Source organism: Algoriphagus resistens, assembly GCF_001442615.1.
GTDB classification, from domain to species: Bacteria; Bacteroidota; Bacteroidia; order Cytophagales; family Cyclobacteriaceae; genus Algoriphagus; species Algoriphagus resistens.
Genome location: NZ_LMXN01000002.1, coordinates 102,108 through 115,150, shown reverse-complemented (window position 1 = coordinate 115,150; position 13,043 = coordinate 102,108). Strand labels below are relative to the sequence as shown.

At 42.4% G+C, this 13,043-nt stretch carries 8 protein-coding genes and 1 tRNA gene; 1 reads left to right on the top strand and 8 read right to left on the bottom strand.

Going from position 1 to position 13,043, the window contains the following annotated elements; genetic code table 11:
• Positions 1 to 6 precede the first annotated feature (6 nt).
• The 6 genes from trxB to AS141_RS03775 all read right to left on the bottom strand — a co-directional run bounded on the left by trxB (position 7) and on the right by AS141_RS03775 (position 6,890).
• Positions 7 to 951, bottom strand: coding sequence for a thioredoxin-disulfide reductase (gene trxB / locus AS141_RS03800; RefSeq protein ID WP_057936314.1), 945 nt, complete (start codon positions 949 to 951; stop codon positions 7 to 9).
• A 181-nt stretch (positions 952 to 1,132) separates the two neighbouring features.
• The gene (locus AS141_RS03795) at positions 1,133 to 1,996 is read right to left on the bottom strand and encodes a sigma-70 family RNA polymerase sigma factor (protein WP_057936313.1); all 864 of its coding nucleotides are present in this window, start codon (positions 1,994 to 1,996) and stop codon (positions 1,133 to 1,135) included.
• A gap of 67 nt (positions 1,997 to 2,063) precedes the next feature.
• Positions 2,064 to 4,205, bottom strand: coding sequence for a polyribonucleotide nucleotidyltransferase (gene pnp / locus AS141_RS03790; protein WP_057936312.1), 2,142 nt, complete (start codon positions 4,203 to 4,205; stop codon positions 2,064 to 2,066).
• A 97-nt stretch (positions 4,206 to 4,302) separates the two neighbouring features.
• On the bottom strand, positions 4,303 to 4,578 hold the full coding sequence (gene rpsO, locus AS141_RS03785; RefSeq protein WP_057936311.1) for a 30S ribosomal protein S15: 276 nt from the start codon (positions 4,576 to 4,578) through the stop codon (positions 4,303 to 4,305).
• 60 nt (positions 4,579 to 4,638) lie between these two features.
• Positions 4,639 to 6,423: an LptF/LptG family permease gene (locus AS141_RS03780; RefSeq protein WP_057936310.1), complete on the bottom strand. Its 1,785-nt coding sequence runs from the start codon at positions 6,421 to 6,423 to the stop codon at positions 4,639 to 4,641.
• A 71-nt stretch (positions 6,424 to 6,494) separates the two neighbouring features.
• Complete coding sequence (locus AS141_RS03775) at positions 6,495 to 6,890, bottom strand: START-like domain-containing protein (RefSeq protein ID WP_057936309.1); 396 nt, start codon at positions 6,888 to 6,890, stop codon at positions 6,495 to 6,497.
• 257 nt (positions 6,891 to 7,147) lie between these two features.
• Between AS141_RS03775 and AS141_RS03770 the strand changes: the two genes are divergently transcribed.
• Positions 7,148 to 7,221: transfer RNA gene (locus AS141_RS03770), tRNA-Met, on the top strand.
• Positions 7,222 to 7,636: 415 nt separating this feature from the next.
• Here the strand turns inward: AS141_RS03770 and AS141_RS03765 are convergent.
• Both AS141_RS03765 and AS141_RS03760 read right to left on the bottom strand, forming a co-directional pair.
• Positions 7,637 to 11,926 carry a two-component regulator propeller domain-containing protein gene (locus tag AS141_RS03765; RefSeq protein WP_057936308.1) on the bottom strand — a complete coding sequence of 1,430 codons (4,290 nt, stop codon included), beginning with the start codon at positions 11,924 to 11,926 and terminating at the stop codon, positions 7,637 to 7,639.
• A gap of 89 nt (positions 11,927 to 12,015) precedes the next feature.
• A complete protein-coding gene (locus tag AS141_RS03760) occupies positions 12,016 to 12,897 on the bottom strand; it encodes an AraC family transcriptional regulator (RefSeq protein WP_057936307.1) in 882 nt (293 codons plus the stop codon).
• Positions 12,898 to 13,043 lie beyond the last annotated feature (146 nt).

The window sequence follows — 13,043 nt, the reverse complement described above, 5'->3', positions numbered from 1 at the left end:
TTGGGTTTAATCATTCTCGAACTCAGCTAAATATCGCTCAGCATCCAAGGCAGCCATACAGCCTGTTCCTGCAGCAGTTACAGCCTGTCGGTAGATGTTGTCCTGTGCATCACCACAAGCAAACACACCTTCAACATTAGTTTTAGTACTTCCTGGAATAGTTTTGATATAACCGGCCTCATCCATATGGATAAAGTCCTTGAATATGCCGGTGTTTGGTTGATGACCAATAGCAACAAAGAAGCCAGAAATAGCGATTTCTGATTTTTCTCCGGTTTTATTATTAAAGATCCTTACGCCGTTTACTTCTTCCTCACCCAGGATTTCATCTGTCTCAGTATTCCACAGGATTTCAATCTTTGGGTTGTTCATAACACGCTTTTGCATGATCTGAGAAGCTCTCATTTCATCCTTACGTATTAACATGTAAACTTTACTACAGATATTAGCCAGATAAGAAGCTTCTTCGCACGCCGTATCTCCTGCTCCGACGATCGCGACTTCCTGTCCTCTGAAAAAGAAACCATCACAAACCGCACAGGCAGAAACACCTTTCCCATTTAAGCGTGTCTCACTTTCGATTCCCAGCCATTTGGCTGAAGCGCCGGTGGATATCAAAACGGTATCTGCATGAATAGTCACCTGTTCATCGATAATGACCGTGTGAGGTTTAGTAGTAAAATCCACACTTGTCGCCAAGCCATATCGTACTTGGGTACCAAATCGTTCCGCTTGTTTTCTAAAGTCTTCCATCATCTCTGGTCCAGTGATGCTATTTGGATATCCAGGATAATTTTCAACATCATTGGTTATGGTCAATTGACCGCCTGGCTGTCCGCCAGTATATAAAACAGGAGAGAGTCCTGCTCTAGAAGCATATATCGCCGCAGTATAACCTGCTGGTCCTGAACCAATTATCAAGACTTTAACTCTTTCAATTTCTGATTGCATTAATAGTAACGTATTAAATCGGGCAAATTTTATGAATTCTACTCTAGTAACAAAGTTGCATCTTGTTAAAATTCCCTAAGGTTTTGCTTAAGGCAACAATCCTCTAAGTAAGAGCTACTAAGACGGAAAGTATTGAAATAAAAAAGGGGGTTAATACCCCCCTTTCCACTTGTGCGCTTGCTTATCCGAGGTAAGGTTTAAGTGTCTTACTACGGGATGTATGTCTGAGTCGGCGGATTGCCTTCTCCTTGATTTGCCTTACACGCTCTCTGGTAAGATTGAATTTTTCTCCGATCTCTTCCAAAGTCATCGCATGCTCACCATTGAGCCCAAAGTAAAGTGTGATTACATCAGCTTCCCGCTGGGTCAACGTGGAAAGTGCCCGTTGAACTTCCTTGCGGAGGGAATCATTCATCAGGCCATCATCCGGCTTTTCGTCGCCATCATTTTCCAGTACGTCCAGAAGGCTGTTTTCTTCACCCTGCACGAATGGTGCATCCATTGACACGTGACGGCCAGAAATCTTCATTGTATCTACCACCTCATTGGCAGTTACTTCGAGCACCTCGGCCAGTTCCTCTGGGGAAGGCTCACGCTCAAATTTCTGCTCTAACTCGCTGAAAGTCTTGCTGATCTTATTCAGTGAACCTACTCTGTTCAAAGGAAGACGTACAATTCTAGACTGCTCAGCAAGTGCCTGAAGGATAGATTGTCTAATCCACCAAACCGCATAAGAGATGAATTTAAATCCACGGGTTTCATCAAATCGCTGTGCAGCTTTAATCAATCCAAGGTTGCCCTCATTGATCAAATCACCCAAGGAAAGCCCTTGGTTTTGGTACTGCTTGGCAACTGATACTACAAATCGAAGATTGGCTTTGGTCAATTTTTCCAGCGCCAGTTGGTCACCTTCTCTAATTCGTTTGGCCAGAACTACCTCTTCATCTGCTGTCAACAGGTCAACTTTTCCAATCTCTTGAAGGTATTTATCCAGGGATTGACTTTCTCTGTTGGTAATCTGTTTGCTAATCTTTAGCTGCCTCATTCAGGAATATGATTTGTGAAATTTAATAGTTTAATAGAATCAAATTAATCAATTGTATCGATTAACCTCATGCACTGGGTGATTGTTTTTCAGGTTTTGGCAATAAAGCCTTTCTAGAAAGCTTGAATTTTCCGGTTTTCTTATCGACATCGATCAATTTAACCTGTATTTCCTCTCCTGGCTCAAGTACACCTTCCATAGATTCTACCCGCTCATGCTTGATCTCTGAGATATGAAGTAAACCATCCTTACCCGGCATAAATTCCACAAAGGCACCAAAAGGTTGAATGTTTTTCACTTTACCTGTGTAAGTCTCCCCTATTTCCGGCTGGGCCACGATTGATTTGATACGTGAAAGGGCAGCATTAAGTTTATCCTGATTAGCAGAGAAAATGTTGATCTTACCCTGATTATCTATTTCTTCTATCACAATAGTAGCACCTGTATCCTTCTGGATTTCCTGGATTACTTTACCGCCTGGCCCGATCACCGCACCGATCAATTCCTTAGGGATGAACATGATGAATGATCTTGGCGTATGTGGCTTCAGTTCTGCTTTTGGTGCAGCAAGTGTCTTGGTGATTTCATCCAAAATATGAAGTCTTCCGTCTTTTGCCTGAAGTAAAGCTTCTTTCAATACAGAATAATCCAGACCTTCCACTTTCAAGTCCATCTGACAGGCAGTGATTCCTTTGGCAGTACCGGTTACTTTGAAATCCATATCACCTAGGTGATCCTCGTCTCCCAAAATATCAGAAAGAATAGAATATTTACCCGTTTTTGCATCAGAGATCATCCCCATAGCAATACCTGTCACTGCGGATTTGATAGGAATACCTGCATCCATCAGTGCCAATGAACCGGCACAAACAGTAGCCATGGAAGATGAACCGTTGGACTCTAAAATATCTGAAACGATACGTATGGTGTATGGGTTCTCATCGGCAGGAGGAAGTACTTTCTTCAAAGCTCTCATGGCAAGATTTCCATGACCTACTTCCCTTCTTCCCGGGCCTCTGTTTATCTTAACTTCACCTGTAGAAAATCCCGGGAAATTATAGTGAAGGTAGAATTTGTTGTATCCTGAAATTGTTGCCCCATCTACCATCATCTCGTCCATCTTAGTACCTAAAGTACACGTAGTAAGTGATTGGGTTTCCCCTCTGGTAAATACTGCAGAGCCGTGAGCAGATGGCAGGTAATCAACTACTGACCAGATTGGCCTTACTTCGTCAAGCTTTCTTCCATCCAATCTTTTCTTCTCATCCAATGTCAGATTTCTGGCAGCTTCCTTATGGATTTTGCTGAAATATGGGCCAATTAGACTTGCTTCAAACTCATGCTCCTCGCCTAGACTTGCCACGAATTCTTCTTTGATTTCTTTGACCAGAGCAGAACGCTCTGATTTATTGGCAATCTGCTTACTTACTGATGCGTAAAGTTTGTCATAAAGCTCAGCCTTCATCTTATCAAAAAGAGCTGGGTCAGACTTCTCGTGATTGTATTCTCTTTTTACTTCCTTGCCCACCAGCTTGGTAAGCTCAATCTGTGCCTGACAATGTCTCTTGATTTCCTCATGGGCATATTGCATAGCTTCCAGCATCTCTTCTTCCTGGATCTCGTTAGCTTCGCCTTCTACCATTAAGATAAATTCCAAGGAACCTGCTACGATAAATTCCAAGGTGGCTTTTTCCAACTCAGTCGGAGTTGGGTTTATTTTCAATTTGCCATCAATTTTCGCTACACGCACTTCAGAGATGGGACCGTTGAAAGGGATATCGGAAACAGCCAGAGCTGCAGAAGCAGCTAGCCCGGCCAAAGCGTCCGGAAGCACATCCTCGTCACCACTGATCAACGTGATAGCGATCTGTGTATCTGCATGGTAATCATCTGGAAAAATAGGACGAATAGCTCTATCTACTATACGGCTAATCAAAATTTCATAATCGGAAAGTCTGCCTTCCCTTTTCAAAAATCCCCCGGGGATCTTACCTGAAGAAGCAAACTTTTCTTGATAATCAACTGACATAGGTAAAAAATCCACCCCTTCTCCAGCTTCTTTCTTGGACATTGCGGTCGCCAAAAGCATGGCTTTTCCCATCTTCACTACTACTGCGCCATCGGCTTGTTTAGCCAATGCCCCGGTTTCTATTGTAATTTCTCTGCCATCTTCTAAAGTGATGGTCTTGGTGATTAAATTCGGTAACATAAATGATTATTTGTTTGCGTCGTTAGTGATAAAAGTCTTTGTATAACCTAAAAATAAAAAAGTAAGGTTCTCACTCAAGAGAACCTTACTAGTTTGGTTATTTTCTGATTCCTAGCTCGGCGATGATCGATCTGTATCGCTCGATTTCTTTCTTGTGAAGGTAATCCAATAGGCTTCTTCTCTTACCTACCAGCTTCAACAAACCAAGTCTTGAGGAGTGATCCTTCTTATTTGACTTCAAATGCTCAGTCAAATGCTTGATTCTGTGTGTAAAGAGGGCAATCTGAGACTCAGGAGACCCTGTGTCAGTAGCAGATTTTAACCGTCCATGATTCTTAAATAACTCTTCTTTAATCTCTGAGGATAAATACATGTTTAGCTAAATTTTATAAAACAACCACAAAGGTAGTATTTATTTTGAGAAAATGAAAGCTTATTGCGCTTTTGAACGAAGAACTTTCATGCGTTTCTGAATACCTTCCCAAGCACTCACATAAAAGTCAGGTTCAAATAATCTCGCGTCCTTTCTGGCCTGTTTTATGAAAAACAAGCCGAATGGAAATAGGCATATAACCGAGAAGAATGTACCGAACAATGGATCAACCACACCTTCCTTTGCCCACTTCTCCCCTGTCATGGTAATCATGTAATAAACAATAAAGAAGATAATTGAAATTAAAACAGGCATACCCAGGCCTCCCTTTTTAATTATGGCACCCAGTGGCGCACCTATCATAAACATTACAAAGCAGGCAAGGGCCTGTGTATATTTCTGATACCATGAGATCTGATATCTTCTATACTCCCTTTGGTGGTTTTCGATTTGGCTGCTCTTTACCCCGAATGAATTTTTCAGGCTCCTGGAATTGTTTAATGCCATGTTTATAGCAGTTTTATTATATCCCCGGTCGGCGACCAAAGAGTCGATTTGCGCACGTTCTGTAGCTGTCAAAGGACTAGTCCGGGTTTTTCTCACTGCTATGGCGGGGGTTACGCGTGGGTTGCTATCTAATTCAACCGGCTTATTTTCTGAATTTTGTATATTTTCCGGTGAAAGAAAAAGCGAATCTCTTGTGGAAATCTTGCTTGAAGTGACTACAGGCCTTTTAGTAGAAATTACAGAATCATCCTTGCTAGAGAGTAGTGATTCCGGCTTATCGACCAGGACAGAATCAGTAACTTTTTGTGCCAATTCCTTCAACCGGGCCAGGGAGTCTGCAATTGCCTTTTCCCTTCTTATTTTCAAAACCCTCACAGAATCATCCAACGCTTTGCGTTCCAATATATCAGCGGCAGGCTTGAACTTTCTATCCCTGGAAAAAAACGGATAGACACTTTCGGCTTCCAGGTAGTTCTTATATAGCTGCTCATTGACCAATGAGCCTATCGAATCGAGCCCCAGCTTAATCTGGGCTATATTTTTTATAGATCTATTGGTTGACCAGGCGTCTTCAGCGGTCCTGTTGAGCTGGAAGGTATTATTTAAATCAAAAACGATTTCATTTTTATCAAAAGACACCCTGTCGAATTCTGCAGGCTTTCCATTGATTCCCCGGGAAAGCTTGGGTTCATGGTAGTTTTTTCCATGATACAAGGTAAGCTTCATATAATTTTCACTAAAAAAAGGCTCCAGCCTACCCGAATCGGCAAGGGTGACATCCAAGTTACCGGAGGTGCCACTGGAATGGCTGTAAATCAAGATATCCCTCAGACCATACTCTCCGATTTTTTCATTGACCTTGATGCTATATCCCGGAATCCCGTCATAAAACACCCCTGCTTTGATATCCAGGGCAGGGGATTTCATCCGGATGTCATAGAGCAGGCTAAATGTTTTAAGGTTTACTTTCGGTACCAGGTAATTATTGGAGAGGTAGGCTGCAAAAGACAGGACAATCACGAATACGCCAATTGGACGCAGGGCACGAAGCAATGAGATGCCGCTGCTTTTGATCGCCGTAAGCTCAAAATGCTCTCCCAGGTTCCCAAAAGTCATCAGGCTGGACAACAGTACAGCCAGAGGTAGAGCCATTGGAGAAATACTTATGATAAAATACCCTATGAGCTCCATGTAGATCCAGAAACCCAGACCTTTCCCAAAAATCTCATCGAAGTATTTCAGCATGTTGACAGTCAACAGGATGAAATCCACGACAATAAAAGTCAATAAAAATGGGCCTAAAAAAGACCCAAGTATAAGTTTATCTAGTTTTTTCATTATTCAAACTGCTCCCAAGGCAAATACGAAGCCCTGAAGCCGAAGTTCAAATTTGGTAAAATCAATTGAGATTACCCACCAATAATATCTTTCAATCTTCCGATCAGCCCCTCCCATATGGCAACCAGCTCATCGTCATCATATCCATCTGAGTAATCTATCACCTTTAAAAACAGTGTTTGGGTAAGTTCGTTTTCTTCCAGTTTAAATTCTATAAAGGCATGATCTGACTCCTCTGGATTTTTCGGGTCGTAGAATTCAAATTTGACATGGGAGTTGCTACGCTGTGAAGCCAGGCGTGCATAATGGTCCTCACTATCAAAATTGAAAATGTAATTCTTGTCTTCATTTATTTTCACTTCGTCAGCAAACCACTCTTCTAATCCACTCGCTGTACTCAAATAATGGAAAACTATTTTTTTGGAGGCATTGATTTGATAATCAGCCACAAACTTATTTTTAACCATGATTATTGTTTTTACACTATGTAAAAAATCACTTTTTTAAAGAACGTCAACTTGCATTTCACAGTACAAGACCTCATATTTGCATTCCCATTTCAAAGGGAGGTTTTCTGGGTTGGAAATAAACGATTCTCAGCCTAATTGATTTGATTTCTGAACGTGCTTTAATATAGGCATTAATTTCAAAAATCAATACCCAAAAAATGTTTCTGATGATGTGAGGCTGTTTAGAAACAGTTGCACCAACAGTAAATATATTTGGCGAGGTAGCTCAGTTGGTTAGAGCGCAGGATTCATAACCCTGAGGTCGGGAGTTCAAATCTCCCTCTCGCTACAAAGGCTTTCGGAAACGGAAGCCTTTTTCTTTTAGTAAAAGATAGAATTGGCATACAGGATTCGGATGAGCTACCCCAAGGCGCGCAGCATCGCGGACGGGGGTCGCAGTAATTTTTCCATGCGGCCTGTTCTACTTTTGAACAACTCTTTTTTGATAATAATCAGACGATTTTGAGAGCTCCCCATAGAGAGATAAAACCACAGTTGGCTACACTAAATGATATAGATAACAAAAAGAGTTAAAGCAACCAACAGAAGGATGATTATCCATTCCTTGAGTCGCCCCAGCCCTGTCACCGGTTTTTCTTTTTTCATTTTCAGTCCGTTTTTGGACCCGAATATGGAAGAAATATCCTGCAGACTCAGAAAAATATCGTTCAGAATGTGGGATAATATCGTTCAAAAACACCACCTCACCCAGTTGGGTTTAGTTTATTGATGACCAACTTTTCCGGTGACTGGCTTGGTATAGTCTGGTTTACATGTTCAGCAATATATTCTGAAGGGGATTTACCAAACTGGACTTTAAAGGTTTTTCCAAAATACTTAGGATCACTGAACCCAACCTTATAGGCTACCTCACTGATAGTCCATTGTCCTAAAACCAACAACTGGGCAGCTTTTCGTAGTCTGATATGGTTGATCAATTCGATCACGTTTAAATCCGTCAATTGTTTAATTTTTCTGTACAACACCGGCCTGCTTACACCTAATTCAGTTACCAGAAGGCCTACATTCAATTTTTCCTCCCCCAGGTTAGTCTCAACAATTGAAATGACCTTTTTGAGGAATTCTTTTTCGGGGGATTCCAATGAAGGCTGTTCTTCCTGGGGAAGGAGCAGATACTCTCTTATAAACTTCTTTCTTAGATTTTCTCTTCCCACAAGGATATTCTCTATTTTCAATTTGAGAACATCCAAACGAAACGGTTTTGTTATGTAGTCATCACTTCCTTGTCTCAACCCCAAAACAAGGTAATCTACTGAAGATCTTGCAGTCAGCAAGATTACAGGAATATGGCTTGTGCGAATATCCTGTTTGATTTTAGAGAGTAATTCCAACCCGTCAAAATGAGGCATCATGACATCGCTGATGACTATATCCGGGATATATTTCTGGATCTTTTCCCAGCCTTCGCTGCCGTCGGCAGCGGTCACTACCCTATAGCTGTCTGACAAACTATCTTCAAGTAAGGCCCGCACCTCTCTGTTATCTTCTACAATGGCTAAAATAGGTTTGTTTTCCTGCGCTGTACCAGAAGTCTGTTCCGGTCCTGTTGACGAAGTACGCACACCCTTTTGACTAGGGCTTAAAAGCTCCAAGCGCAGTGTCTGCAAATCAGCGGGCGTATCCCGTAAAACTTCGGCCCCCTCTTCTTGCATATTAATCTGGCCTAATTTGAAATGCCTGTTCCCCAATGGGATGGTTACCGTAAATCGGGTATAACGTTTCTTAATGTCCGCTTCATTATTACTTTCCACTTCAATTGTACCGCTATGGGCGCTTACCAATTCCCTAGCCAATGCAAGTCCAATCCCTGAGCTGTTTTCCTTTCCCCGTGACCTGCTGAATTTGTCACTGACCTGATAAAAGCAGTCAAATACTGCCTCCAGATCCTGTTCTGGAATCCCATGTCCGTTATCCTGCACTACAAAATACACCGCGCCATCAGGAAATATAGCATCAGGTTTAATTTTCCCGACCTTTAGACTTACCTCCCCGCCCTGCTCTGTATACTTCATTGCGTTGGATAACAAGTTGACAATGACCTTTTCGATCATGTCGCGGTCAAAATATGTCTGGATACTTTCCTCTTCCGGCTCAAAGGTCAGATTGATTTTCTTCTCATCGGCATAATACCTGAACGTCAGAAGTACTTCTCCGAGAAATTCAACCAAATCATCCCTGGACACACTGATTTCCATATTCCCGGTTTCCTGCTTTCGGAAATCAAGCAGCTCATTGACCAGCCTTAGCAATCGAAGTCCGTTTAGCCGAACCGATTCTAAAACTGTCTTACTCTCGCTGCTTAAATCCGTCTCAGCCAAAATACGGTCAAGAGGAGTCAGTATCAAGGTAAGCGGTGTGCGGAATTCATGGGAGATATTGGTGAAAAAATTAAGCTTGATTTCGTTCATTTCCCGTTGTTGCTCCTTCTCCAGCTGTTCTATGTATAAACTCTGTTCCAGTGTGGACCGTATCCTGGTAAACCTCATCAAAAGCATTACCCCTGCAGCTATCAGTAGCCCATAAATCAGGAAGGCCCACCATGTCTTCCAGGGAGGAGGCAAAACGTTGATGGAAAGCAGGCGGGGCACCTCATTCCATAGCCCGTCGTTATTGGAACCTTTAACCATCAAGGTGTAGCTGCCCGGATTCAGATTGGTATATGTGGCAACCGGATTGTCCACATAGTTCCAGTCATCTTCAAATCCTGTCAGCTTGTAGGCGTAGCGGTTTTTGTCTGGCAAAAGATAATTTAATGCAGAAAATTCGACTGAAAACACGTTTTGATTGTGCCGCAATACCAACTCTTCTGTCTCAGCGATGTGATTTGGCAAAATCGTCCCTTCCCGCGGCCGGACTGATTTATTGAAAAGCTTAAAATCGGTAAGGATAACCGGTGGCACATAGGTGTTTGACCGTAAACTATCCGGGTGAAAAACCGTCAACCCCTGAAAACTTCCGAATGCTATCTCTCCGGTACTCAGTGTGCAGTAAGAACCCATCACGAATTCGTTCCCACTGATTCCATCCTCAATATCGAAATTTCTGGTAATTCCGGAATCCGGATTGAACCTACTTATACCGTTGTTGGTACTCAGCCATAAGTCCCCATTCTCATCTTCGGCTATACCAAAAATATTGTTGCCAGGAAGGCCATCCTCCACTCCATATCCTGAAAAGGAGTTGTCTTCCGGGTGAAAAAGGTTTAATCCGTTTTTATAGGTTCCAATCCAGATTCTACCCTTGCTGTCCTCAAATACACTGATGATCACATTTCCGCTGATACTTTTTGGGTTTTCCAGGGAAAACTTAAAAGTCTGAAATTCCCCAGCTCCTTTCCATAGCACATTGAGCCCTTCTTCTGTGCCTACCCATAAGTTTCCCCTGGAATCAAAATCAAGTGACCGGATCCATTCGGAGCTTATAAAATACTTTCCGCTATTAGAAGGAGAATAACGCTCAAAGAGATTCTCGCTGTCTGCTTTCATAAAATTCAATCCGCCACCGTAAGTCCCGAACCAAAAGTTTCCTTCCTCATCCTCCGCGATAGCATATACACTGTTGTGTGACAGTGATGAGACTCTTCCAGGCTCGTGCGAAATACGGATAAAAGACTCCGTATTTTTTCTCAACAGATTGATTCCTCCCAGATAAGTACCTATCCATAAGTTGCCTGACTTATCCAAATGAAGAGATTTCACATTGTCATGGCTCAGAGAGGAAGGATCATTTTCCTCATAGGCATAATGTTTAAATGTCTTGCTTTTCCTATTCAGGTAATTGAGCCCTCCTCCTTCGGCACCTATCCAAAGCTCATTACCATCCTCACTTGCCTGGAGGATGCTACTGATCACATTATGGCTGAGACTGGGTACGTAAGGAGAGTGAACATAATTTTCGAACTTGGGGATATCGCGATCCAAAATACTGACTCCACCGAAAAATGTTCCTACCCATACAGCCCCTTTCCTGTCCTGAAAAACAGGTCGTACTGAATTATGGCTCAAGGAATAGGGATCCTTTTGATCTGAGACGAATCTTTGCCAAATCCCCTCCTTTGAACAATAATTGAGCCCGCCAAAAGTCCCGATCCAATATCCCCCCCGTATATCTTTGCGAATTGATCTGATCTCATTATTCAACAACCCATCCGGATTTTTGGGGTTATGGGTAATGTAGGAAAATCTTCCGGTGCTCTTGTCGTAGACGTTGATCCCACCTTTTTTAGTACCTATCCACAAAACTCCCTTACTGACCTCCTCCACAACGGTGGTATTCCTGTCATTCAATGCCAGCCCCGTCTCTCCTTCAACAAACGCCTGCCTAAATATCAATTTATCGTCCCCGGAATCCTGCATTGCATATAGCCCCGCATCAGTACAGATCCAAAGCAATCCTTCGCTATCTCTGTAAACAAACTGCACCTGGTTGCTGGGGATAGCTATGGCAGGGAACAGTCTGGAATGAAATATCAGTTTCGCATCAGTCATTCCCTCTTCAATGCTGAAAAGCCCTTTACTGGTGGCGACCATCAGACTTCCATTCTGATCCTCAAAAATGGAATAGATAATCGGTTGGGAATGTAAAAACACTCCCTTGACATCCCTGAGCGGAATCCTGATAAATTGATCTTTTACACGGTCAAAAAGGTTCAGTCCTGAATAGGTTCCTACCCATAGACGGCGCTTTCTGTCTTCCAACATCGAAATGATGTAGTTTTCCGAAAGGGATGTGGAATCGCCTTGTTTATTCCGATAGATTGTAAATTTTCTGGCATCGTATTTATTAAGTCCATCGCGTGTACCTATCCAGATCATCCCTGTATAGTCCTGGCAGATTGCATGTACACTTCCCTGGGACAATCCATCGTTCACATTAATATGTGTGAACTTTGATTGAATGATCTGGGCCCGGATGTCAAAGGTCAAACTGCAAATCAGTAGAAAGGCAAGCACAAAGAGGCGAATGGGATTCATTATTTTGGGTAATTGTATGGTGATGAATTTACGAATTTTATGGAAATCGAATTTCCCATCCCAAAGTCAGAAAAACCCCGGTCAAACTTCTATAAGCACCTGCCGTTCAGATATTCAGTTTGATATACCAAAGGGCTTTTACCTGTGTAATTTTTAAAAAATCTGTAAAAACTGGCGGGATTGTTAAATCCACTGTCATAGGCGATCTGTTTGATGCACGCTTTGTTTTCGATCAGAAGCCTGCACGCATGTCCAATCTTGAGCTCATTCAAAAATTCTGTATAGGTCTTTCCGGTTCTGGATTTGAAATACCTGCAGAAATAGTTTGGGCAGAGGTAGGCCACCTCAGCTATTTCTTCCAATTCAATTTTTCTAGTAAAGTTCGAATAGGAATATTCCAGTACAGCAGTGATCCTGTCATCCCCAGTGTCCAAATCCCCTTGCCCTTTTTGATAGCCAAGTGAAGAAAGCATTCGTATCTCCCCACACAGTGAAATTGCACTTAATATTTCCAATAGCACTATAATCCGGTCTGATCCTTCCACTTTTGTGATCTTGTTCAAAAGTTTCCCAACCCGTTTGCGGATCGGTCCAGAAATCTCTATCCCCCGCTTTGCTTTTTCCAATACGGATTTTATCCTCCTGGTTTCCGGTAAATTCAAAAAATCCTCCCCCCAAAAATCCTCCTTGAAGTGAAGAACTTCTGTGTTTGTGTTAGTTTCTTCTATTGTGGGACTAGGTTGGTCAAACCGCCAAAAATGTGGTAGATCAGACCCAATCAGTACCATATTCCCACCTTTAAACCGCCTGACACTGTCTCCTACAAACTGGAGTCCCTCTCCTTTTGTGAAATGGATCAACTCGATTTCGGGATGAAAATGCAACCGGTCGTTGTGAAGTGGAGTGTTGTTCCTCTTTACACTAAATGATTCAAAGCAGCTAAGGGAAACAGGGAGTAGTTGTGGTTTCATGGGGATATTGTTTGATTCGTTTTTAAATCAGGCGCGGCAGTTACCCGCTATACATTTACTAAAAATCCCCTCTACACGATCAATGAATCGAATTTTAGAGGAAATTCACTCGTATCAACTCACTGACCTACCTGCCGGAGGAGACC

Excerpts from the sequence above, each read along its gene's own strand:
- trxB (WP_057936314.1), bottom strand. The coding sequence starts at position 951 with ATGCAATCAGAAATTGAAAGAGTTAAAGTCTTGATAATTGGTTCAGGA.
- AS141_RS03795 (WP_057936313.1), bottom strand. The coding sequence starts at position 1,996 with ATGAGGCAGCTAAAGATTAGCAAACAGATTACCAACAGAGAAAGTCAA.
- pnp (WP_057936312.1), bottom strand. The coding sequence starts at position 4,205 with ATGTTACCGAATTTAATCACCAAGACCATCACTTTAGAAGATGGCAGA.
- rpsO (WP_057936311.1), bottom strand. The coding sequence starts at position 4,578 with ATGTATTTATCCTCAGAGATTAAAGAAGAGTTATTTAAGAATCATGGA.
- AS141_RS03780 (WP_057936310.1), bottom strand. The coding sequence starts at position 6,423 with ATGAAAAAACTAGATAAACTTATACTTGGGTCTTTTTTAGGCCCATTT.
- AS141_RS03775 (WP_057936309.1), bottom strand. The coding sequence starts at position 6,890 with ATGGTTAAAAATAAGTTTGTGGCTGATTATCAAATCAATGCCTCCAAA.
- AS141_RS03765 (WP_057936308.1), bottom strand. The coding sequence starts at position 11,926 with ATGAATCCCATTCGCCTCTTTGTGCTTGCCTTTCTACTGATTTGCAGT.
- AS141_RS03760 (WP_057936307.1), bottom strand. The coding sequence starts at position 12,897 with ATGAAACCACAACTACTCCCTGTTTCCCTTAGCTGCTTTGAATCATTT.